Origin of the sequence: Roseobacter fucihabitans (assembly GCF_014337925.2) — a bacterium.
Classification (GTDB): Bacteria; Pseudomonadota; Alphaproteobacteria; order Rhodobacterales; family Rhodobacteraceae; genus Roseobacter; species Roseobacter fucihabitans.
Genome location: NZ_CP143423.1, coordinates 1 through 24,072, shown reverse-complemented (window position 1 = coordinate 24,072; position 24,072 = coordinate 1). Strand labels below are relative to the sequence as shown.

Below are 24,072 nucleotides of genomic sequence, written 5' to 3'. Positions count from 1 at the left end.
AATAGGTCTCCTTCTTGGTCACAGGTTGGAATGCGATGTTGCGAGAATGGTGGTTAGATGTGCGATCATCACGCCTTGGGGGTCGGCCAGATCGTCAAGAACGGTCATGTGGTGTGCGTCTGGAATGGTCAGCGAGAGCGCGCCGTGTGCGTTGGCAAACATGTGCGACTGGCGAAGAAATTCAGGGGTCTCGTTGGCACCAACCGCGACGGTGATGTGGCTTGCATCGTGACCTTCCCAAACGTCTTGCGGGCTTTGGCCGCGCAGGTCAGCGAGTGTCAGGCCTACTTCTTCGCGCAGAAATGACCATTGCAGCGGTGTGAGATCATAGAGCCCGCTGATCCCTATCGCGGCAACGATACGGTCTGGGATTTGTCGTGCAGCCATCGCCGCAAGATGACCACCGGCAGAATGACCTATGACGACCAATGGGCAATGGAACCTTTCCGACAAAGCGTGCAAGCCTTGTACTGCATCCATCACGATGTCGCGCAGGGTGACGTGCGGCAAAAGTCGGTATTCAAGGTTTGCCACAGCACCCGTCGCAGATTGGATTGCAGGCAGCACAAAGCGGTGGTCTTGCGCCGTAAGTGCGCGCCAATACCCCCCATGGATAAAGACGGGCAGCGGGCGGTCTTTGGATGGGGTGCCTGTCCACTCCACATATTGGCGCGGGTCATCACCATAGGTGAGCCGCTGAAACGCGGACGTGACCGAAGCGCTGCGGCGCTTCATACTTGCAAGATAGCTATGAAAATCAGGCAACACCTGCGTCATCTGAAATTGCTGATTCCAATAACTCAGCTTCATTGCGTAATTGTCGCGGCGGCCTGTGCCAGCTCTTGCGCCAAAAACGGCTCTGGAGGTTGGGAAGGGTTCAGCTTTAGCCCAAAGACAGCCTGATAAGTGTGATTGATCACAACCGTCACCATCAAGGTATGGATCCGTCGCGAACCATCTGGACCGTCCGCAAGAAGCGGCACTTCTTGGGGGGTATTGTCCGTTGCGTCCTGCGGTTTTTCAAGGCGGTATCTTGCGTCCAGCCGCGTCCGTTTTGTGTTGCGCCCGACAGCATATGGCCCTGTGTGAACAGATGTGCCGTCTATGATGGCCAAGAAGCTGGTTTGCTGCGTGGCCTCGCGGATGCGCAGCAAAACAGGGACCATAACAGGTGCAAGCCGCCCCATTCCAAAGGCGTTCAGACCTGTACGAATGCCGGTAAGCCCTTGCAGATAGACACCACTCGCATCACGGCGCAGGAATTGTTCGGCCTCCAATGCTGCAGTGTTGCGGTAGCCGGTTGTCAGATGCTGGCCAGTCTGCTTGATCAGCTTCGCAGGTGTCGGGTAAGCCCCCTGAGACGGGGCGCCTATAATTTCTTCAAACGCGGCAACTGCACGATCATATGCTGTTCCTGTCATGTCACAGGCCTTGGATCGGACAGGACGGTGGCACCGCGCAGGGCTGGGCCTTGGGACAAGATTGCTTCATCGCGCAAATCCCAGGCGACATGGCGTTCGGCCCAGACATCCGCCTTGACGGTTGCTGTTTCCATCCTGCGCGGCAGCACAACCTGTACCGGCACTTCAACCCTTTGCGGGATTGTGTGCCCGGCAAGGATTTCCAATGCGACTTCGAGTGCGCGTGCGCCCATGCTGGCCGGGTAATCCAGTGCGACCATCGGCACTTTGCGGCGCAAACAGAGTTTGTACATGCCGTTCAGGTCGCCACCCGTATGCGCAGGCGGTGTCAGCCCGCGATCCAGGAACTGCTGCACCGATCCCATGCCTTGCAATCCACTGTCGCACCATATCCCGTCAGGGGCGCGTCCCGCTTCATCCAGTAGTTGCCCAACTGTCCGATACCCGCCTTCGGGTGTCCAGTTTGTATGGCTAACATACGCGACCTGCAAATGCGGGAACTGCGCAAAAACGGCAAGTGCGGCTTGCTGGCGGCGGATAGCCGGGCTTGCGCCTTCCAGGCCCGACAGCATCCAAATCTTGCCTTGTCCGGCCAAATGCTCTGCCAGCCACAGCGCGCTTATGCGCCCAATCCGTTGATCAGATGCGGTGACGAAAGTTGTCAGCGACGACGTATCAAAGGGCCGCCGATCAAGTGCAACAATGGGTAGGCCGGCATGCGATAATTCCTTCAGTCGTTTGCTGACGATCTGATCGGTGTCGGTCGTCATTGATATCAGCAACAGATCAATGCCCCGTGCAACAAGCTGATCGATGTGTGCCAACTGCAGTGCCGGATCATCTTGCGCGTCCAGTGTGATAAGTTCTGTGATTTGTTGGCGGTTGGTTTTCTCGGCATAAAGCAGGCTGTCTTGCATTGCACGTCGCCACGCATTGTTGACCGAAGCGTTTGAGAACCCGATCCGGTAGGGCGCAGGTTTTGCAAAATGTGCCGTGTTCACGGTCTTAACCAACGCCTGATCCCAATCGAGACCGCGTTCACCCGCAGGTGACTGAAGACGTGCTGCGGTCACCGTGATTTGTTTGGTATTGATGTCTTCTGCGACCTCAAGTGGCGCAAAAATCATGCCGCGTGCTTTTGGTCCCAACCTGACAAGCCCGTGATCGTAACGTTCAAGCCAGTCTGCAAGGACCAGCGCCCTGATGAGGCCAAATCCGGTAGAGCGTGTACTGCCAAGCTCTGCCAGAATATCCGTCGTGCGCCGTGGCGTGTTATCGACGTCAAATGTTTTCAGGATCGCAGTGATCCGCTGCATGTTTGATTTTGCATCAAGGCTCATGTCTGCGCCCGTTTCATGTAGACGGCAGCGGCAAGAATGATCAGCGTACCCTTGATCACAAGCTGGAGTTCGATCGAAAGCCCCAAAATCACAACGATGTTGAAGAGCGATACAAGGATCAGTGCGGCCAGCAATACCCCCGGAACGGTGCCTTTGCCCCCCGATAGAGCAGCCCCGCCAATCACTGCGGCGGCGATGCTGTCCAACTCATATCCCCGCCCTGTCCAATTATCGACAATACCTACGTAACCCACCAAAAACAGCCCTGCAAACGCAGCCATAACCCCTGATATCACAAAGGCCATCATCACCAAGAACCGCGTTGGCGCACCCGTCATGTAAGCGGCCTCTGGGCTGTCACCATATAGCTTTAGCCGTCTGCCAAAGACCGTCCGTTCCAGCAACCAGTGCACCGCACATGCCACAATACCCAATGCGATCAGGGCCACAGGGACGCCCACGATGTTGCCAGTTGCCAGCCAGCGGAATGTTTCGGGCAGGGACCCGCCGGGCGCGCCGCCAGTATAGCCAAAGCGGATGCCTTGCAGCACGATCATTGTGGCCAGTGTCGCAAGGAAAGGCGTGACATGACGAAAAGCGACCAGATAGCCGTTGACCGCACCGATCAATCCACCAAGCAGCAACCCCACTGCAAAAATTGCTGCTGTTGAATCAATCAGTGACGTTGAAAGCACCGCCACAGTCGCCATGATCGAGGCGACTGAGAGGTCCAGCCCCCGCACGATGATCACGATCATCTGGCCGATCACGACAAAGCCCAAAGGTGCCGCTTGGATCAAGATATCACTCAAATTGGCGGGCGTCAGAAAACGTGGGCTAAGTGCTGCTGTAGTTGCCCAGATCACCGCTAGAAACCCCAGAAGCATCAGGATTTCGCGGCGCTGCACGGCGCGGACGGTGTTGCGGTTAACAGATATTGCGGCACTCATGACTTGGCCTTTCCAGCGAAAAAGGACACGGCCGCGATGATGATCAACCCTTCGACGATCCATTGATAGAAGCTGGAGACATTCATAAAGTTCAACACATTGGCCAACACTGCCAGCAAGACCACGGCAAGCCCGGTCCCCAATACACCGCCTTTGCCCCCGGCCAATAAAGTACCGCCGACAATGACGGGGGTAATCGAGCGCAGATCAAAGCCAACGCCCGCGCGCGGATCGCCGACGCCGAACCGCCCTGTCATGTACATGGCCACCACTGCGCAAAGCAGCCCTGACAAAGCATAGACTGCCACTTTGGTCTGTTTGACCGGCAGCCCTGACACCGTGGCTGCGCCCTCATTGTCGCCGATTGCGTAGATGCGTGTGCCAAAAACTGTCCGCCACAGCATGAAACCGACCAGCAGATAAAGGGCGACCGCAAAGGTCATGCCGTAAGGGACGATACCGACGCGCTCGTACATCAAGTCCTCGAAAAACAGCGGGACCGATCCTGATGGCTGCCGCGTGATCAGCAGCGCGCAACCTGCCAGTATTGTTGATGTGCCAAGTGTTGTGATCAAAGGGTGCACACCGACATAGGCCGTAATGGCACCATTAATCACGCCGATTGTGATGCCCAAACCCGCAACGACAACCATCGCCAGCATCAATGTCCCGGTTCCGTCCCCTGCGATGGCGGCAAAGACAACGCATAGAAAGCTCAGCGCCCCTGCATAGCTCAGGTCGATCCCGCCAGACAGGATCACGATTGTCTGTGCCAAGGCGATAATGGCAAGGGCGACCATCTGGTCTTGGATGTTGCCGATGTTCAGCGGTGTCGCAAACCGGTCAGAGGACGCAGCCCCCACGGCAAAGACGATTGCAATCAGGGCAAACACGACAAGATGAACAGGTTGGGCGCGGGTTGCACGGATCAGATTGTTCATGCGGCGACCCCGTGGTGGCGGGAGGTTTCGGCAGCGGCAATCGTGATAATGGCTTCTTCGGTGATGTCTGCGCCGCGCAACTCTTGCGCGATTTCATTGTCGCGCATGACATACACGCGGTCGCATAATCCGACGATTTCAATCAACTCCGACGAAATCACCAAAAGCGCGAGCCCCTCTTGCGCAAGCGCGCGTAGGGTTTTGTAAATCTCTGCCTTGGCACCCACATCCACGCCGCGGGTGGGTTCATCAAGGATCAACAGCTTAGGCCGGTTTTCCAGCAGGCGTGCGACAAGAACTTTTTGCTGGTTACCCCCAGATAAAGCAGAAATGGGAAGGCCGACGTGATCAACAACAACGCCGCGACGCTCTTTGAGGACGGCAGCGCGCGTATCTTCATGGCCGGGCGGAATGGCATTGTGATGCGCGCCAAACCCTGGCGTGGTCGCTGCAAAATTGCGCGCGACAGATGAGTTCAGGAACAGCCCGTCGTCCTTGCGGCTTTCGGTCAGCATCAAGATGCCCGCGTCGATACATCCCGCTGGATCGCGATGGGGCATGAGTTCGCCTGATAGATGGACTTCCCCGGTGGAAGGGGTCGCGCCATATAGCGCCAACGCCAGTTCCGTCCGGCCAGACCCGACAAGCCCTGCCAATCCCACGATTTCGCCTGCACGGACATCAAGGTCTACAGGTGGCAGATCGGAACCGACATGGAAATTACGTACGCCCAGAACCAATGCGCCAGCGTTTGGGTCGCTGGCCTTGGGCGGAAACAGATCACCCAACTCACGGCCCACCATTGCGGCAATGACGCTGTCGTGCGTGTAGTCGCTGACAGGACCTTTGGACGTCACAACACCATCTTTGATCACTGTGATATCGGTGCAAACTTCAAATATTTCATCAAGGCGGTGCGAGACATAGATAAACCCCATGCCGCGTGCGCGCAGGTCATGGATGATTGCAAACAGGTGCTGCGTTTCATTCTGACTAAGGACAGCAGTCGGTTCATCAAGGATCAACACCTTCGCATCGGCGCGCAAGGCTTTGGCGATTTCGACCATTTGTTTGTCAGCCACGGAAAGCGTTTCGACCAATGTATCGGGGTCGAGGGTGATCTTGAGATCAGCCAGCAGCGTTGTCGCCTGCCGTTTGAGCGCTTTGCGGTCAATCAGGCCAAAACGGGTGCGTGGCTCTGCGCCCAGATAGATGTTTTCGGCGACGGATAATGCGCCCAGCACGGAGAATTCCTGATGGACGACGGCAATCCCTGCCGCCAGACTTTGGCGCGGACCTGTCCATTTTGCAGGTGCGCCGTCAAATTCTACATGACCAGACGTGGGGGTATACAAACCCGTCAAAAGCTTGATCAGGGTTGATTTTCCAGCGCCGTTTTCGCCGCATAATGCCACAGCTTGGCCGCCAGATACCGCGAATTCTATGTTGTTGAGGACTTGGTTAGGTCCAAATGATTTGCTTAAGCCGCGCGCGGCTAAAAATGGGCCTGCCATTGTGCGTGTCCTCCCCTTTTGTGATCAGAGCGGCATGTCACCGCTCTGGCCCGTTTCATCTTACTTGGGGTAAACAGCAGTGAAGGTCGCAGGATCATAGTCCACACCGACACCAGATGACATGATGACCGAACCCGGCTTGTCCATCAGAGCATAGTCTGAAACAAACACATCGGCCTGCACAGAAGGCGTTTCATGGCCTTCAGAGACGACAACCTGTTGGTTCACTTCGATTCGCGAAGGGATGCCCTTGCCGTCAAGCACGTCAAACAAGACCTCGAACGCGCGCGCGCCCATCGCAGGTGGATAATCAACGCCAACCATCGGCACGTCATGCGTAACGGAAAGCTGGTACATTGCGTTGAAATCGCCACCTGTGTGCGGTGGAATTGTGCCGTCTTCGTATCCAGCAGCAAGGAAGGCCTCGATTGAGCCAGAGCCCTGCAAACCGCTGTCAGCCCAGACGCCATCAATGTCATCGCCGTATTTTTGGATCAGCGCAGACATGATGGTTTTGCCGTTGGCAGGTGACCAGCTGGTATATTGTGTTTCGACGACTTCCAGATCGGGGAACTGGTTAAACACCTCCATCGCGGCGGTGATCCGCGCCTCCGCAGGGGACGCACCTGCAAGACCACCCAGCATGACAACCTGACCTTCACCACCCAGCTTTTCGGCCAACCATTGTGCCGAAATACGGCCAAGCGCTTGGTCAGATGCGGTGACGAACGTAATGAAATTCTCGCTTGAGGGGACCGACCTGTCTACCAAAACGACAGGAATGCCCGCACGGCTGGCGCGCCGGATCACGGGATCCATGGCCTCTGCTGTCGCAGGTGAAATCAGCAAGATGTCGACCCCTTGCGCGATCAGGTCTTGCACGTCCGCGGCTTGCTTGCCGGGGTCGTCATTGGCGTCGGTGATGATGAAACGTTCAAGCTTGTCGGCGTTGCGTTCAGCAGCCGCTTCGATGCCATGCAGCATCGCGACGCGCCAAGGGTTTGAGATAGAAGCGTTTGAAAAACCGATGACATATGGCCCTTCTTTTTTGAATTCGGCGGCATCGTTGATTTCACTTGTGCCGGGGTTCCAGAGGAACGTGCGTGGCACGCCTTCATACCCTTCGGCCAATATGGGGCCTGCAACCAGGCCAATCGTCGCGGCCAAAACCGTTATCTTAAAAATACTCATGTTGTCCTCCCTAGACGTATGATCAGCGACCGCCGTTCACAGCTCTCCTCTCAACAGTGGCATTTTGCATGCGTCAGTCGGGGCACGGCGACAGATCTCACCAAACATCGTCTGATACTTTATATGAAATCAGTATCAAACAGCATAAAACACCCCGTATATTGGATTAAGCCAAAATATAGCATGAAGATGTGCTGTGATGACGGCACCCGACCTGTAGGGACTAGTCGCATCCACACTGACCTGCGCCCCTTAAACTCCTCCAAATTTGTGTAGAGTCTGCCCACCAGCAGGACGGACAAATGAAGGCACGTTTCACGGACGAACAAATCATAGCAATGATCAAAGAACAGGAAGCTGGTGAGAAGACTGCGGACGTATGTCGGCGGCATGCATTGCCCGGCAGGCGATTGCGAAGCAATCTGCCGGGAGGGGGATCAGCTCAGCAACGTTCTACAAATACAAATCGAAGTATGGCGGCATGGAGCCGTCCGACGCGAAGCGACTGGGTGCGCTTGAGGATGAGAACAGCAAGCTGAAGAAGCTGTTGGCTGAACAAATGTTGGACAACGCCATGTTGCGAGACATCAATTCAAAAAAACGGTGACGCCCGCCCTGAAGCGGCAAGCTGTGGTGCATTTGATGGCGGCCCATCAAGTCAGTCAACGGCGGGCGTGTGATGTTTTACAAGTTGATCGATCCTCGGTGCGATATCTGTCGCGCCGAGGCGATGATGCTGAGCTAAGAGATGCAATCAAACGCGTTTCTCGTGAACGACGTCGGTTTGGGTGCCGCCGCATCCACGTGATGATTGCGCGGGAGGGCTTTGAGGTGAACCACAAGAAAGTGCGGCGCATCTATCGTGAAGAGAGAAGCTTCAGGTGTGTCGCAGGGGTGGCAGGAAGCGCGCGTTGGGAACGAGGAAGCCAATGGCATTGCCCAACGGACCGAACCAGCATTGGTCGTTGGATTTCGTGTCTGACGCGCTGACAGATGGACGTCGGTTTCGCATTTTGGCAGTTGTCGATGGCTTCAGCCGCGAGAACTTGGTGCTGGTGGCCGACACGTCGCTGTCTGGTCAACGGTCGCGCGTGAACTGGATCAGATCATTACTGAACGCGGCATGCCAACGACGATTGTATCGGACAACGGTACCGAGTTCACCAGCATGGCGATCCTCTCAAATGGGTTCAGGATACCGGCATTGACTGGCACTACATCGCGCCCGGAAGGCCCCGGCAGAACGGTTTCATTGAAAGCTTCAACGGCAAGCTGCGCCCCTCTCGTGCATGTAAACATGCACTGCCGGGCAGTGGATGAATGCCTCAACGAAACGCTGTTTGGTGCTTTAGGCGATGCTCGCAAAACGCTCGAAGAATGGCAGGAGGATTACAACTGGCAAAGACCACATTCAGGCTCGGGCAACCTGACCCCGATGGAATTCTCGCACAGAAAGGCGATGGACAAAATGGCCGCCTAGCGCCAAAGATCTAACCCAAAGGACTCCGCGCAAAGCCGAATGAGACTTGGGGCACAGGGCAAGGCACATGTACTGCCAATCACATATTGCGTGAGGTTGATCAGTTTCTGGACGTCGGGACGGTCCGTCATCAACTTGTGCCGCACTACAGCCATCTGGGACGCACTTCCATTGCCTGGCTGTGCATTGAAAATGCATGAGGGGGGATTGACCCGGAACTGATCGTACGGATGCTGGTTGTCGGTTACGTTTTAGGCATCCGATCTGAACGCGTCTGTGTGATGAGGTTCATCTGAACCTGGCATATCGGTGGTTTTGTCGTCTCGATTTGAACAACAAAGTGCCGGATCACAGTACCTTCTCAAAATACCGTCACGGTAAATTCCGGGATGGCGACCTGCTTCGGTCAGTTTTTGAAGCCACTGTTACGCGCTGCATTTCTGAAGGTCTTGTTGGTGGCCATGGCTTTGCAGTTGATGCCAGTTTGATCGCTGCCCGGCAGGGTATTGCGCAGCAATATCCCGAGAGGGGGAAGCAGATGTCGATAGAATGAACTCCGCTGCACAGTCGGAATAGGATGTATCGGCAATCAATCCAGACGATGCACCGCGAGCAGTCAGGGAATATCTCGACGCTTTTGACGACAAGGCCTTTGGCGCATCAACTCCGGACAGCCACACAACTCAGATCAGAGTAGTGCGGCTGTCCGCCACGTGTCGTTCGGCGTGGCACCGACCACAGGGCGAGTGCGTCTTCGCTGATCCAGACAGCCAGATCACCGCGCCGCCGCAGGCCTTCGTTATAATCGGCCCAGTTGGTCACCCGATGCCGTTGCTTCGGGATCTTGCCTCATCGACTGGCGTTAAACTTGTGCGGCATTTACAGCATCCTGAAAAGAACAAACCGCCTCGATAGCAGTCGTGATACGATCCCTGCAACAAGGTCACTATTGACCACGTCATGGCGAACAAAACATCATGACTGAGCGGCCCAAATCTCGGTAACAATACCGCGGCAGTTCTCTGTAACATTCAACAGGCTCTCATTACTGCGAAGACTGTATCGATCAATTTTTTAAGCTAAATTTCCGCGCCAAAACAGATATCGTAACAACGCTTGTTCCCATTTGCCACTCACTCATAGCAATCAAAATTCATTCCAACCGTCTTGGCTTGCACGTCCGCCGGCGCTTACGGCGGCACTTCTCGGCTGTTGTATTGTGAGGGGTGCGGCTGGTTTGTTCATTTCGGCTATTTTGGTCTCCTGACCTGTTCGGAAGCGTGCTGTTGTTTGTTTCATATTGTCGGCTTCGCTTGCTAGTATGGCACTTGCAGCTGTGACTTCTTCAAATGAAGCTGCCTGTCTCTGCGTATTTTGATCAATTTGGCTCACGGTCGTCGTGATTTCACCGATGCCATGCACTTGTTCCGATATTGCGGTAGATATTTCATCAACCCCTTTGGAAATACCGATGACGCTCTCAGCAATCGTCTCGAGAGAAGATTTCGCGTTGGAAACTTTTTCAACACCCTGAGAAACCGCAGTATCACTTTTGACGATTACAGCCGCGATTTCTTTTGAGGCTTCGGCTGCTCTTTGAGCGAGCAGTCGAACTTCTGAGGCGACGACTGAGAAACCACGGCCCGCCTCTCCCGCGCGCGCCGCTTCAACGCCAGCGTTCAAGGCAAGCAAGTTGATCTGAAACGCAATGTCGTCAATGACACCAACTACTCGCGTGATCTCTTTGGAAGCGTCGGCGATACTCTCCATTGATTCCGCCGCGTCAGATGCCACTTTCTCGCTGGACTGTGCCGTATCTCGGGCTGTCTGCGCGTTCTTGCTTGCGTCCGCGACACTCCCGCTGACCCGCTTGATACTTGCAGAAAGTTCTTCGAGAGCTGCGGATGTCTCTTCCAGAGAAGCTGCATTTTGTTCGGCTTGTTTTGACAGCCCGTCGGACGTATCGCGCAACTCAGCCGATGATGACGCGAGAGTAGTACCGCTGCCTGTAATTTCAACGATGAGAGACTTGAGGCCGTCCATCATATTGTTGACGTTTCTCTGTAGATGACCAAAGGCTCCATGAAAGTCACCGTCCATAGGCTTCGTCAGATCTCCACCGGCAACACGCTCCAGCGCTTGACCGGTTTGGGAAAGACCTTGATCCACGGCCCCCAGCAGTTGGTTGATATTTTCTGCGAGCTCGTTGAGGGTTTGATCGGAGAAATTCGCGTCCACCCGCTTGGAAAACTCACCTGCGACAGCCGCTTCGACAACCGTACCGAAGGAATTACCAAGGTCGATCATCATCGCCTCCCGGGCCTTGGTCGCCTTACGATCGGCGCTTTCTTTTTCTTTGGCCATTTCGACTTCACGCGTCGCAGCTTTTTCCGCATCGTTCTTGGCTGCTTCAGCTTCTTTTTGGGATTTCTGAGCTTGATGACGTGCTTGGTCAGATAGCTTCAAGCTCTCCTCCAACTCACCTGCTTTGACTTGCATCTGTTGATTGAGGCGTTGCAACTGAACTACCGTTAGAACAAGCGCCGCAGTCTCCATAAGTACGATCACGGCATGAAGCGTGGTACGTCCAATATTTTCAGTAAACCCACCTGAAGGATAGATTAAGGAAGGCATCAGAAACGATAGAGAAACATGATGGACTGCGATAATGCCAGCGGCAGTCAAGACGGCTGGGACACTGCGCAAGCTTACCAACACTGCAAGCAGGGCAAAGTACAGCATGTGAGTATCGATCTGCCAAGGATGCCCTTGAAATGCATTGTTCAATGCAATGGCTTGGCCAATTAATGCGACAGCTGCGCCGACAGGTAGCAACTTAGGTTGGCTGCGCCCCATCATTAATCCTAAACCGAGGAAACTCAGAGATATTAATGCGGTTGACAGTACGCTCCCACCAATAAGGAATGCGGCGAACATCGCACATGGTGTTAGCACGGTGGCGATAACAAACACCATCCGGACGGGTGAAGACACTACGGTTGCAAGCATGATAACTAAGTCCTCGGAAGTTGATGTGTTTTTTGGATTTCAATGCCGCAAAGCGCAGCCAGTGCACTGGCGGGCATCATTGTATAGCCAGCGGCGTGGAGATGATCATGTGTTGTCTGAGATGCAAAAATTATCCGTGACATCGGAGGGCGGATCGGTCCTATTTCCTGAGCTCCAGAGAACAATATGTCTCTCGTTAGACCTGAAGATGATCCGAATTCAAAAACGAGGTAGATACCGGCTTCGTCTGGAAGACCCGACTGCGACGCAACAAGGGATACTGGCCCAATCGCCAGCGCCAACAACATTGCATTGAGAATCCAAAAAGCAGATCTAAACATGCGTAGGAAGTACTGAATGTTTCTTGCACTTCAGTTAAGATCCGGCCAGTTGTACGTCTTCAATGATAATCGTTGCGCCGATGGTCGAGACCGGTGGCGTCGCTTGCGACGCCACAAAAACCATTGCGCAAAATCCAACAAAACTCCGCTTTAATGTCCCAAACGTTCTGGAGAAAAGCGCAGCGCTCAAGAGTAAGAGCGTCAACGTGAAGTTGGCAACCGCTCGATTGGCACGGCCTGCCTGATAACGACGCGATGATCTGAGAGATGTGTTTAAAGACGTCATTAGCGACGTCTTTTATGCGGGATTTGTGATTTGTGGTGAACTTATTGGGGCTGAGCGACGACGCTTCTGGCATGGTGATCACAAGCTCGAGATTGTCATGTCGGTTGGGGTTGGTGGGGCGAGCGTTACACAGGTGGCGCAGCGCCATGAGATAAGGCGACAACAAATTTACGCGTGGCGGCAGAAGCCTGCCAGTGGTGCCGTGTTTGCGTTCCGGGGGCGGCGTGGGGATCGGATCAAGCTGCTGTATTGGGATGGCCAGGGCTTTTGTCTCTGTTACAAGGTGCTGGAACGTTGCCGTTTCCCGTGGCCAAGCGCCCAAGACGGGGCTGTGCGGATGACGTCAGCGCAGCTCGCGATGCTCGATCGACTGGCGGCGTCTGGATTGGGGGGGCTCCGCCTGCGCGTGTGGGGTGATTTTGCGTCTGTATTTGCGTTATTTATATGGTGCTTTGGCCTGCTTTCTGGTAATCAGACGCCTGTCGAAACCTGCTGAAAACCTCTCCCCCTCTCGGGATATTGGCTTCGCGCAATGCCCTGCCGGGCAAACGGATGATCCCGCTGTTTTGAAGGCGATGATCGCGGAATTGCAGGCAGAGAACGCCAGGATCACAGCGACCTTGCGGGTCCACGATCAACCGGTTCAGGCCCTTCGGCTGCGGATCGCCAAACTCCAGAAACTGGCTTTTGGCAAATCCTCAGAGAAGATCAAGCAGCTGGAACCGGCGCTCGAAGACCTGCTGGTCGCCGTGGCCGAAGACGATGACGCGATGATCGACGAAGGTCAGGACGCACCGGCCGCTGATGAGCCCTGCGCGCCCGTTTTGCGCCGCTGCCCGCGTGTGTCGAAGGTGACCCTGCGAGAACGCCGTGAGCTTGATCCGGGCACGTGCTGCCCCGACTGTGGTGGCGATCTGCGCGTCGTGGGCGAGGATGTCAGCGAACTTCTCGACATGATCGCCGCACGGATGAAGGTTGTGCAGATCGTCCGGATCAGGAAATCCTGCCGTCGTTGCGAAAAGATGGTGCAGGAGCCCGCGCCAGGCCGTCCGATCCCGGGCAGCATGGCAGGGCCAGACCTGCTGGCGCATGTGCCCCTCTTGGCGATGCAGGCATCGCCCGTCGCTCAGCGGGTGTCGAAGTTCGACGATCACCTTCCGTTATATCGCCAGCATGAGATCTTTGCGCGTATGGGGGGCGACATTCCCGAAACCACGCTGGTCGGCTGGGTGAGCACCGGTTCGCGAAGCTACGGGCTGTCCCGGGGGACAGTCTGAGGTGTGAACGGGCGCAGCCCAGGGTGGCCGTGCCATGAAAACACTGTCGCCCATTATTGAACGGATCGAGGCGCACATCATGGGCAGCGATCTGCTGCACGCCCCCTCTCGGCAGATTGCTGCGCAATGCCCTGCCAGCCAGTGGATGACACGCCGATCCGGGTGCCGGATCGTTCAAGGCGCGACAAAGGACCTGGCAAAGGTGTCAAGCAAGGCCGGATCCGGGCCTGTGTGCAGGACCAACGTCCTTGGGCGGGGGGCGCACCGCCCGGCGCTGTCTATCGGTTTGCGCCAGACTGGAAGGAAGAGCATGTCCTGACCCATCTGGCAGATGCCCGCAGCATCCTCCAAGCCGACGGCTACAAAGGCTATGCCAAGCTTTACGCGCCTGAACCGGGTGGTGTGCCGCGTTTGCGGGAGGCGGCCTGCTGGCCCTGCCTGCGGCGCGATTTCCACGATTTTCGGACCTCGACCAAGTCCGATATCGCCCACGAGGCCCTCGACAGGATCGGCAAACTCCACGACATCGAGCGCGACACCAACGGCCAGCCAGCCGACGTCCGCATGGCCGCGCGTCAAAAGCTGAGCCAGCCAAAGATTGTGGCCTTCTTTGCCTGGTCCGAGCAGCAGCTTCTGTGCATTCCGGGCAAGAGTGATCTGACCAGAGCCTTCAGATACGGTCTGAGCCGATTCTGTTGAAAAACTCTTGCTTGATCGGGTGGCTATTCGCTGATTCAATTTTCCTTAGCAACGGGGGTGATTTCGATGCTGGGACCAAAGCAAGAAGCACAAGGCGCGCTGTTTTACGAGTTCTCGATTGACGATCATGTGCCCCAAGATCACCTGCTGCGGTCAATTGATAGGTTCGTTGATCTAAGCGACATCCGCCAATACCTAGCGGACTTTTATAGCCACACTGGCCGCCCGTCCATCGACCCAGAACTGCTGATCTATTACCCGGCAGTGCATGTTTACATGCATGAGAGGGCGCATGCTGCTCGTGGGCTATTGTTCTGGCATCCGCTCGGAGCGCCGTCTTTGTGAAGAGGTGCATTTGAAACTGGCGTATCGTTGGTTTTGCCGCCTCGATCTATCTGATCCGGTGCCGAACCACTCGACGTTCTCCAAGAACCGGCATGGGCGTTTCCGGGAGAGTGCATTGTTGCGACACCTGTTCGAGAAGACCGTAGCTCGGTGCATCGCGGATGGCTTGGTGAGTGGCCAGCGCCTTGCGGCAGACGCCAGTTTGATCGAGGCAGATGCGAACAAACAAAACGCGACGCCGAAGGAAGATTGGGACCATAATGCCATCGATCCAAACGATGCGCCGCGTGCCGTGAAGGAGTATCTTGATGTCTTGGATAACGCAGCTTTTGGCGCAGCATCTGAGGTTGAACCCAAGTTCACGTCCCATTCTGATCCTGCAAGCCAATGGACGGCAGCCCGTAAAGGCCCTGCGTTCTTCAGTTATTCCACCAATTACCTGATCGACACGGATCATGCCGTGATCGTCGATGTGGAGGCCAGACGATCAATCCGGCAAGCAGAAGTCGGGTCTGTGCGCTCAATGTTGGATCGGGTCAAAGACACGTTCGATCTGCATCCCGAATGGATTATCGCCCCCTCTCATTGATTGCTTTGCAATCAACTGCCGGGCAATGGACACAGCTTACGGTTCCGGCCCGATGCTCGGGTGGTTGGTTGATCGCAAGATCGAACCGCACATTCCGGTTATGGATAAAGCGAGCCGCACGGATGGCACATGGTCTTGCGCGGACTTTGAATGGGATGCGGAGAATAACCAATACATCTGCCCGGAAGGCGAGCCGCTCAAGCAATTCCGGCGCAACTATTCTGACCCAAATCGTGGGCCAACCGGCAAAGGCGTCGCCAAGTATAAGGCCCTTAAACAGACGTGTCAGGCCTGTCTGTCAGAAATGCAATGCTGCCCGAATGCTGATGCGCGAAAAATTACCCGCGAAGAACATGAAGACGCCCGTCAGGTCGCCCGCGACATTGCCAAGACCAAGCAATACGCAATCTCAATGCGGCTGCGCAAGAAAGTTGAGATGCTCTTCGCGCATCTCAAACGCATCCTCGGGCTGGGACGTCCCCGATTACGTGGCCCATGCGGCGCAAATGACGAATTCCTGCTCGCCGCCACCGCCCAAAACCTCCGCAAACTCGCCAAGATCTTTCCTGCACCGCAGCAAATGCAAAAAGCCTGATAAGAAAGGCGCTCGCGCTCCATTTAGATCACCACTTCCTGCGCTCGCAACACGTTGTTTTTCCACAGAATCAGCCAATGCGGACCTTCAAATCGTTCAATTCAGCCGCGTCCACTCTGGCGGGCATCGAAGTCGCCCACATGATCCGCAAAGGACAATTCGACCGACCAGGGTTGTCCGGCTTCGAACAGTTTGCCGAGCTCGCTGGATAATTGTATCCTAGCGAGGCCCCATCTCGCCTCACGACAAAGTTTGCGACACAACCAGCTGCGCCCCTCTCGTGCATGTAAACATGCACTGCCGGGCAGTGGATGAATGCCTCAACGAAACGCTGTTTGGTGCTTTAGGCGATGCTCGCAAAACGCTCGAAGAATGGCAGGAGGATTACAACTGGCAAAGACCACATTCAGGCTTGGGCAACCTGACCCCGATGGAATTCTCGCACAGAAAGGCGATGGACAAAATGGCCGCCTAACGCCAAAGATCTAACCCAAAGGACTCCGCGCAAAGCCGAATGAGACTTGGGGATCAGGGCACGGTTGACAGATGGAGCAACTATTGAGCCGGGCTTGGCTCATTGATCCTGGGGAAGTTCAGGTTCAAGCAGCGAGCAGCAGTAAGGGTGGGGAAAAGGAACCTTGGAACGGTGAGTTTTATGTCAGCTTTGGTGCGGACGACACGCGAAAATGGAATGAAGCCATTGAATTTGGTTTCATATCCGGTGGTGGAGGCTCTTGGTATAGTAACTCTTTGCGAATGTTGGATGAGGACGACCGCATTTGGGTCAAGATCCCTGGGAAGGGGTTCGTTGGTGTAGGGCGTGTGTCTGGACCTCGCGTAGCCGCAAACGAATTTCGGATCGAGGGAAGCCCAGCGCTCGATAAATTGACGGGTGGCTATCATCGACACTTGAAGGACGATCAGGAAAAATGCGAATATTTCGTGCCCGTTGATTGGCTTCATACGGTTCCAGAAAAGCAGACAATCCAAGAAATAGGAATGTTTGGAAACCACAATACCGAAGTGGCGCGCCACGGTCGAGCGCTTGAATGAAAAATTTATTGTCGCGGTTTAGATTTCATAAGTAGCAACAAACTCATTCGCGAAACACTATGGGCGTTTCACGAATAATTATGGGGCGTGCGAAGTGCTTTGTGGATTCCTACACAGGGTCAAAAATCCAGGTTTTCAACGTTTAACGCGTTCTTTTGAATGAACTCGCGGCGCGGTTCAACCACATCGCCCATCAGTTTGGTAAAGAGGTCATCGGCTTCCGCCATATCATCTACCTTGACCTGCAACAGCGTCCGCGCATCCGGGTCCAGCGTAGTTTCCCACAGCTGATCGGGGTTCATTTCGCCCAACCCCTTGTATCGCTGCAACGACAGACCCTTTTCGCCCTCCTGCAAAATCGCATCCAGCAGGTCCATGGGCCCCAGAATGGATTGCACCCGGTCCTTTCGTACAAGCGTCGCGGGCAGTCTGTAGACGTCCTGCAGGCTCTGCGTAAAGCCACCCGTCCGTTTCGCCTCGCCGCCGCGCAGGATACGACCGTCCAGCGTGCGTACCTCTTCCACGCCGCGCAAAATGCGCGCCAGCCGAATGCCGTGATCCTGCGTGATCCTGCCTTGCCAGCCCTGCTCGTATTCCGCCGCAATCAAGTTCAGACGCGCGGCGACCTTATCGGCGGTGCCTTGCAGATCAGCATCGACAACACCAGGGGTGAAGGCCCCGGCAATCGCAGCCTGTTCCAGAATATGGCGGGGATAATGCGTTGGGAAGGCTTCCAGTACGCGGCGCATTTGCCGGGCCAGATCAACGACGCGAGACAGGTCCGCGCCGGTAATCTCTTCACCATTTCCCTGCCTGAGCATGGCACCGTCGATGCCCTGCTGGATCAGGTAATCTTCCATAGCTTGCTGATCTTTAAGGTAAACTTCTGACTTGCCGCGCGACACCTTATAAAGCGGAGGTTGGGCAATATAGAGATGCCCGCTTTCAATCAGCTGCGGCATTTGGCGGAAAAAGAAGGTCAGCAAAAGCGTCCGGATATGCGCGCCATCCACATCCGCGTCCGTCATGATGACGATCTTGTGGTAGCGTAATTTGTCGATGTTGAACTCATCCCGTCCAATGCCCGTGCCGAGCGCCATCACGAGGTTCCCGATCTCCTGAGAGCCCAGCATCCGGTCGAACCGCGCGCGTTCGACGTTCAGAATCTTGCCTTTGAGCGGCAGAATCGCTTGTGTCTGGCGGTCCCGGCCCGTTTGGGCAGAGCCCCCGGCGCTATCGCCCTCCACAAGGAAGACTTCGGTCTTGGAGGGGTCTTTCTCCGAGCAATCCTTGAGCTTCCCAGCCAGAAAATTCACATCCATCGCCGTCTTGCGCCGGGTCAGATCGCGGGCCTTACGCGCGGCTTCGCGGGCATGGGCGGCCTCGATGATCTTGCCCACTACGATCTTGGCCTCGGTGGGGTTTTCCTCGAACCATTCGGCCAGTTTCTCGTTCACCAGCCCCTCAACGGCGGGGCGGACTTCGGAGGATACCAGCTTGTCTTTGGTTTGCGATGAAAACTTCGGATCCGGTACTTTGACCGACAAAACACAGGTCAGACCTTCGCGCGCGTCATCCCCGGTGAAGCTGACCTTTTCCTTGCGGGCAATGCCGCTGGCCTGCGCGTAATTGTTGATGGTGCGCGTCAGGGCACCGCGAAAACCCGCCATATGGGTGCCGCCGTCACGCTGCGGGATGTTGTTGGTAAAGGGCAGCACGTTCTCGTGGTAGCTGTCATTCCACCACATCGCGACCTCGACGCCAATGTCGTCTTTTTCGCCGGTGATGAAGATCGGCTCGGGCATAACAGAGGACTTGTGTCGGTCGAGGTATTTGACGAATTCCTTGACGCCGCCCTCGTAAAACAATTCCGAGCGCAGGTGCTCGGCGGGGCGTTCATCCGTCAGAATGATCCGCACACCGGAGTTCAGAAACGCCAGCTCCCGCAAGCGCTTCTCCAGCGTCTCGAAGGAGTATTCGAGGTTTGAAAACGTATCGGTGGAAGCCATGAAACGCACTTCAGTGCCGCTCCGATCTGTGGGACCGACTACCTCGAGATGCTTAACCGTAAACCCGCCCTCAAACCGCGCGACATGCTCCTTGCCACTGCGCCAGATGCGCAGTTCCAGCCAATCGCTGAGCGCGTTTACAACAGAAACGCCAACGCCGTGCAGACCGCCCGACACCTTGTAGGAATTGCTGTCGAATTTGCCGCCCGCATGCAGCTGCGTCATGATCACTTCGGCGGCGGAAACGCCCTCTTCCTCGTGAATGCCCACGGGAATACCACGGCCGTTATCGCTGACGGAAATCGATGAATCATCGTGGATCGTGACGTTCACAGCATCCGCATGACCCGCCAGCGCCTCGTCAATCCCGTTGTCCACGACCTCGTAGACCATATGGTGCAGACCGGACCCGTCATCCGTGTCCCCGATATACATGCCTGGGCGCTTACGAACAGCCTCCAAGCCCTTGAGAACCTTGATAGAATCAGCGCCATAATCTTCTTGCGCCTGCTCGTTGTCGGACATGCCGTGCCACCTTCGTATTTTTTCAGATTTATACGTTTTTTTCGGGGGGTTGTCACGCAATTGGCACAATATTTTGTGTCAGATCAGGGGAATAAGCATACCCACCGCGATCAGCAACACGCCAGAGGTGACATTGATGCGGGCGAGGGTTTCCGGCTTGGTGATAATTGCGCGGACATGCCCGACGCCAGCCGCCAATATCAGGTTGCCGATCATCGGGATTGCAACGGAAACGCCGAGGATTGCAGCGACGTCGAGCGGCGTCACCGAGCGCAAATCAAAAAAACCCGGCAGCACACCCATATAGAATAAAACCGCCTTTGGATTACCCAGAATGACGATTATCCCAGCCAGAAAACCGGGCCAGAGGCCGGGGCGGGTCAGGCTGTTATCGGCGCTGATTTTCTGATGCGCATGTTTGATCAGCAGCGCGCCCATGATGATGAAAACACCGCAGGCCACCCAACGCAGCACGGCCATGAAGACATCGAACACCGACAGGATCCAGGAGATGCCAAGGATGGCCACAAGCGGCCAGATGATATCGCCGACAGCCACGCCGAGCGCCAGCGGCCAGGCGGCCTGAAACCCACCCGACAGGGCGCGCGCCATGAGCGCCAGCCAGACCGGTCCGGGCGTCAGGAAGAGGATCACCAGCGCGCCCGAATAGAGCAGCAGATCGGCCAGAGAGATGCTCATCGCGGTGGCGCGATCTGTGAGATGCCGTCACTTTCGCCGACCTCTACGTATTGGGCGCGGTTTCCGAGGGTTTCAAAAAGCTCCAACCCGGTGCCTGTCATCCAGGCCTGCGCCTTCAGAGCCACGATTTCATCATAGAGCGCCGCGCGACGGTCCGCGTCCAGATGGGCGGCGACCTCATCGAGCAACAGGAGGGGCGGTGCGCCAAAATCCCGCGCCAAGGCCCGCGCATTGGCGAGGATCAGTGAGACCAGCAGCGCCTTTTGCTCGCCCGTGGAGCAATCTTTGGCCGGGACGTCCTTGGCGCTGTAGACACCGTCCAGATCCGCGCGATGCGGTCCGATCAGGCTCCGCCCGGCGGCCATGTCCCGGTTCCGGTTGCTCGCCAGCGCCTCGCGCAAATCCGCCTCCGTCGCCGGCAGGTCCCCGTCGGCGTGGGTCAGGGTCAGATCCGCTGTGGGAAAGGCCGTCGCCGTATCCTGTTGTGCTGTGGCCAATTGCGCGAGTGCGGTGCGCCGGTTGGCATCAATGGCGGCACCCGATTGCGCCATCTGGCTCTCCAATGCGCCGTACCAAGCAGGATCACGCACCTGATCCTTGAGCAGACGATTGCGTTCACGCATGGCACGTTCATAATTCAGCGAGGCTTCGGCGTGCATCGGCTCGAAACTCAGGGTCATGCGGTCGAGAAACCGCCGCCGCCCCTCAGACCCTTCGATCCACAACCGGTCCATGGCGGGGATCAGCCACAGCACCCGTGCAATGCGGCCCAATGCCGTTTGCGGTGCCGCTTTGTCGTCAATCTTGACCTGACGGGCTGCGTTATTTTCCGACCAGATTTCAATCTCATGGGTCTGGTGCAGAGATTGGAGAAGCCCGGTGACTTTCCAGCCTAACGCTTCGGGGCGGCGCGTCATGTCTTGTGCGCTCGCCCGGCGCAGCCCACGTCCCGGCGAAAACAGCGATACTGCCTCCAGAACGTTGGTTTTGCCCGCCCCATTGGCCCCGTAAAGCGCAACCGGGCGCGCGTCCAGAGACAGCCGCCCCAGTTTATGCGACCGAAAATGCGACAGCGTCAGGGATGTCAGCGCCAATGTCACGACATCACCCGGATGTTACGAAATGCCCGGTGCGGCGCGTCAAACGCGCATCGGCATGACGACATAGACTGCCGACATATCATTGCCTTCGCGCATCAAGGTGGGATCACCGGAGGAGTTGAACATGAACACCGCGTTTTCACGATCCACCTGGCTCGCGATTTCGAGCAGGTATTTCGCGTTGAAGCCGATCTCCAGCCGTTCATCGCTATAGGCCACGGCGAGCTCTTCCTCTGCGGCTCCGCTGTCGGGCGCATTGACCGACAGGATCAGGCGATCCTCGTCCAGTTGCAATTTGACGGCGCGCGAGCGTTCCGAGCTGACTGTTGCCACACGGTCCACGGCTTTGGCGAAATCGCTGGCGTCCACCTCCAGCTTGCGCGTGTTGCCCTGGGGGATCACGCGGGTGTAATCGGGGAACGTTCCGTCAATGACCTTGGAGGTCAGCGTGATTTCGGGCGTGGCAAAGCGAATTTTCGTCTCCGACACCGACACGGCGATCTTCATGTCATCGTCATCAAGCAATTTGCGCAATTCACCAACGGTTTTACGCGGCACGATGACGCCGGGCATATCTTCGGCCCCGACCGGCAGATTGGCGTCGATCCGGGCCAATCGATGCCCATCCGTTGCGACACAGCGCAAAACCCGCCCCTCTTCGCCATCCGAGACATGCATATAGACGCCATTCAGGTAATACCGTGTCTCTTCGGTCGAAATCGCGAATTTCGATTTATCAAACAATCGCCGCAACACGGGCGCGGGCGCGGAGAAGTTCGAGGCATATTCCGAGGAGGCCATGACCGGGAAGTCCTCTTTCGGCAGGGTCGCCAGCGAGAAATTCGACCGGCCCGCCTCCACCGTAAGGCGGCCCGTTGCACCATCCGCCGTCAGAGTGACAAGCGCCCCATCGGGGAGTTTGCGCACGATTTCATGCAGGGTGGTGGCCGATACCGTCGTCGCCCCGGCGCGTTCCACTTGGGCGGGCGCTTTGTCCACGACCTCGATGTCGAGGTCCGTGGCGCGAAAGGAAACGTCGCTGCCTTCGGCCTCAATTAATACATTGGCCAGGATGGGAATGGTGTTGCGTCGCTCAACAACAGATTGCGCTTGGGACACCGCTTTCAGCAGGGCGGCACGTTCGATGCTGATCTTCATGATTTTGTTATCCTTCCCACCAGTCGGGACAGGCAAACTACCCGGTTCCACCGACTTCACAAGACTTTTATTGTTTTGTGTGTTGGAAAGCGCAGGGCGTCAAGACCCGCCGCCATTTTGCAGGGCGACGGGTGAAATGTGTGACTATTCTTCCAGCGCGCGGCGCAGGAGTTCCAGATCTTCGGCGATCTGGCCATCCTGGATCTTGAGTTCCTCTATGCGTTTCACACCGTGCATGACGGTGGTGTGATCGCGCCCGCCAAAACGACGCCCAATCTCGGGCAGGGAGCGGCTCGTCAGCTTCTTGCACAGATACATGGCGACCTGACGCGGCCGTGCATAGCTGCGCAGCCGCTTGGGGCCAATCATATCGCTGAGACGGATGTTGTAATGATCCGAGACTTTGCGCTGGATTTCCTCGACGGTGATCTTGCGTTCGGAGGCGCGCAAAACGTCAGAAAGGCAATCCTGCGTCAGATCCATGTTGATTTCACGCCCGACCAGCGAGGCAAAGGCGAAGAGCCGCGTCAACGCGCCCTCAAGCACCCGCACGTTGGTCGAGATACGATGCGCAAGGAATTCCAGAACGCCCGCTTCGACTTCAAGGCCGGGGTAGTTGAGACGCTGTTGTTCCACCTTGCTCTGGAGAATGCCGAGCCGCAGTTCGTAATCGGTCGGGTGCAAATCCACGACCAAACCGCATTGCAGCCGCGATTTCACGCGGTCTTCAAGATCCTTGATCTCTCCCGGCGCGCGATCAGCAGAAATGATGATCTGCTTGTTCTGATCCACAAGCGCGTTGAAGGTGTGAAAAAACTCTTCCTGCGTGCTGCCTTTTCCGGCGATGAATTGCACGTCATCGACCATCAACACATCGACAGAGCGGAAGATTTCCTTGAAATCCATCATCTTGCGGTCGCGCAGGGCCTGCACAAAACGGTACATGAATTGTTCGGCAGAGAGATACAGCACGTTCATACCGGGCTTGCGTTGGCGCAATTCATGGGCAATCGCATGCATCAGGTGGGTTTTGCCGAGGCCAACGCCCCCATATAGGAAGAGCGGGTTGAAAGTAACAGGGCCACCTTCGGCAACGCGGCGGGCAGCAGCATGGGCCAGTTCATTCGGCTTGCCAACGACAAAGGTGTCGAAAGTGAAACGTCTATCCAGCGGTGCAGTGGCCATCGAGCCGGATGTTTTTGGGGTCGTCGGCACCGGTTTGTCGGTCGTGACCGCGTTAGTGCGGTGGGCCGCGGCAAGTGCCGGGACGGCGAAATGCAAACGACGGATATTGGGGTCTTCGGATTTCAGCTCATGCAGTATGAGATCTGCAAAATTCTGGTTGACGTAATTCCCCAGAAAATTGGTCGGTACGTCAAAGGTCGCAATGCCTTCTTCGTTTGCGCGGAACTCAATCGGTTCGATCCAATTGGTATAGTTGTTTTGCCCGACGGTCTTAAGCAGCCGCTGCCTCAACTGCCCCCATTTTTCCTTAGTCATATTGGACCTGTTTTTCCCTCTAGCGTTCCCAGTTCAACCCCGCCCCCGTT

15 protein-coding genes and 6 pseudogenes are annotated in these 24,072 nt (G+C 56.2%); 8 read left to right on the top strand and 13 right to left on the bottom strand.

What is annotated here, in order from left to right:
- Positions 1 to 18: 18 nt before the first annotated feature.
- Genes ROLI_RS00110 through ROLI_RS00080 form a run of 7 tightly spaced genes read right to left on the bottom strand, consistent with a single transcriptional unit; the run spans position 19 to position 7,357 of the window.
- Positions 19 to 777 carry an alpha/beta hydrolase gene (locus tag ROLI_RS00110; protein ID WP_222869724.1) on the bottom strand — a complete coding sequence of 253 codons (759 nt, stop codon included), beginning with the start codon at positions 775 to 777 and terminating at the stop codon, positions 19 to 21.
- A gap of 29 nt (positions 778 to 806) precedes the next feature.
- A complete protein-coding gene (locus tag ROLI_RS00105; RefSeq protein WP_187432250.1) occupies positions 807 to 1,421 on the bottom strand; it encodes a hypothetical protein in 615 nt (204 codons plus the stop codon).
- Positions 1,418 to 2,761 (bottom strand): substrate-binding domain-containing protein, encoded by a 1,344-nt coding sequence (locus ROLI_RS00100; protein ID WP_187432249.1) that lies wholly within the window; start codon positions 2,759 to 2,761, stop codon positions 1,418 to 1,420. The genes ROLI_RS00105 and ROLI_RS00100 overlap by 4 nt, the downstream gene beginning before the upstream one ends.
- Positions 2,758 to 3,711 (bottom strand): ABC transporter permease, encoded by a 954-nt coding sequence (locus ROLI_RS00095; RefSeq protein ID WP_187432248.1) that lies wholly within the window; start codon positions 3,709 to 3,711, stop codon positions 2,758 to 2,760. Before ROLI_RS00095 ends, ROLI_RS00100 begins: the two co-directional genes overlap by 4 nt.
- A complete protein-coding gene (locus ROLI_RS00090; RefSeq protein WP_187432247.1) occupies positions 3,708 to 4,652 on the bottom strand; it encodes an ABC transporter permease in 945 nt (314 codons plus the stop codon). Before ROLI_RS00090 ends, ROLI_RS00095 begins: the two co-directional genes overlap by 4 nt.
- On the bottom strand, positions 4,649 to 6,166 hold the full coding sequence (locus tag ROLI_RS00085; RefSeq protein WP_262386708.1) for a sugar ABC transporter ATP-binding protein: 1,518 nt from the start codon (positions 6,164 to 6,166) through the stop codon (positions 4,649 to 4,651). Before ROLI_RS00085 ends, ROLI_RS00090 begins: the two co-directional genes overlap by 4 nt.
- 60 nt (positions 6,167 to 6,226) lie before the next feature.
- Positions 6,227 to 7,357 carry a substrate-binding domain-containing protein gene (locus ROLI_RS00080; protein WP_187432245.1) on the bottom strand — a complete coding sequence of 377 codons (1,131 nt, stop codon included), beginning with the start codon at positions 7,355 to 7,357 and terminating at the stop codon, positions 6,227 to 6,229.
- Between the two features lie 302 nt (positions 7,358 to 7,659).
- Here ROLI_RS00080 and ROLI_RS00075 point away from each other — a divergent pair.
- Positions 7,660 to 8,837: pseudogene (locus ROLI_RS00075) on the top strand (IS3 family transposase).
- A gap of 74 nt (positions 8,838 to 8,911) precedes the next feature.
- Positions 8,912 to 9,506 (top strand): annotated as a pseudogene (locus ROLI_RS00070) (transposase); the annotation flags it as partial.
- Positions 9,507 to 9,983: 477 nt separating this feature from the next.
- Here the strand turns inward: ROLI_RS00070 and ROLI_RS00060 are convergent.
- Positions 9,984 to 11,846 carry a methyl-accepting chemotaxis protein gene (locus ROLI_RS00060; protein WP_187432381.1) on the bottom strand — a complete coding sequence of 621 codons (1,863 nt, stop codon included), beginning with the start codon at positions 11,844 to 11,846 and terminating at the stop codon, positions 9,984 to 9,986.
- Between the two features lie 610 nt (positions 11,847 to 12,456).
- On the opposite strand from ROLI_RS00060, the gene tnpB reads away from it, so the two are divergent.
- From tnpB to ROLI_RS00030, 6 genes and pseudogenes are all read left to right on the top strand, one after another.
- The gene (gene tnpB, locus ROLI_RS23915; protein WP_405048962.1) at positions 12,457 to 12,969 is read left to right on the top strand and encodes an IS66 family insertion sequence element accessory protein TnpB; all 513 of its coding nucleotides are present in this window, start codon (positions 12,457 to 12,459) and stop codon (positions 12,967 to 12,969) included.
- A gap of 79 nt (positions 12,970 to 13,048) precedes the next feature.
- Positions 13,049 to 14,440: pseudogene (locus ROLI_RS00050) on the top strand (transposase); the annotation flags it as partial.
- Between the two features lie 75 nt (positions 14,441 to 14,515).
- Positions 14,516 to 15,978 (top strand): annotated as a pseudogene (locus tag ROLI_RS00045) (IS1182 family transposase).
- A gap of 77 nt (positions 15,979 to 16,055) precedes the next feature.
- A pseudogene (locus ROLI_RS00040) lies at positions 16,056 to 16,190 on the top strand (IS6 family transposase); the annotation flags it as partial.
- Between the two features lie 89 nt (positions 16,191 to 16,279).
- Positions 16,280 to 16,453, top strand: a pseudogene (locus tag ROLI_RS00035) (integrase core domain-containing protein); the annotation flags it as partial.
- 83 nt (positions 16,454 to 16,536) lie between these two features.
- On the top strand, positions 16,537 to 17,031 hold the full coding sequence (locus tag ROLI_RS00030; RefSeq protein ID WP_187431724.1) for a hypothetical protein: 495 nt from the start codon (positions 16,537 to 16,539) through the stop codon (positions 17,029 to 17,031).
- 119 nt (positions 17,032 to 17,150) lie between these two features.
- Here ROLI_RS00030 and gyrB read toward each other — a convergent pair whose 3' ends face one another.
- From gyrB to dnaA, 5 genes are all read right to left on the bottom strand, one after another.
- Positions 17,151 to 19,565, bottom strand: a complete 2,415-nt coding sequence (gene gyrB / locus ROLI_RS00025; RefSeq protein ID WP_187431723.1) for a DNA topoisomerase (ATP-hydrolyzing) subunit B — start codon at positions 19,563 to 19,565, stop codon at positions 17,151 to 17,153.
- A 78-nt stretch (positions 19,566 to 19,643) separates the two neighbouring features.
- Positions 19,644 to 20,264, bottom strand: coding sequence for a LysE family translocator (locus ROLI_RS00020; RefSeq protein ID WP_187431722.1), 621 nt, complete (start codon positions 20,262 to 20,264; stop codon positions 19,644 to 19,646).
- The gene (gene recF / locus ROLI_RS00015) at positions 20,261 to 21,364 is read right to left on the bottom strand and encodes a DNA replication/repair protein RecF (RefSeq protein WP_187431721.1); all 1,104 of its coding nucleotides are present in this window, start codon (positions 21,362 to 21,364) and stop codon (positions 20,261 to 20,263) included. The genes ROLI_RS00020 and recF overlap by 4 nt, the downstream gene beginning before the upstream one ends.
- A gap of 39 nt (positions 21,365 to 21,403) precedes the next feature.
- Entirely contained in the window at positions 21,404 to 22,522 is a 1,119-nt protein-coding gene (gene dnaN, locus ROLI_RS00010) for a DNA polymerase III subunit beta (protein ID WP_187431720.1), read from the bottom strand.
- A 144-nt stretch (positions 22,523 to 22,666) separates the two neighbouring features.
- Entirely contained in the window at positions 22,667 to 24,022 is a 1,356-nt protein-coding gene (gene dnaA, locus ROLI_RS00005) for a chromosomal replication initiator protein DnaA (protein ID WP_187431719.1), read from the bottom strand.
- Positions 24,023 to 24,072 lie beyond the last annotated feature (50 nt).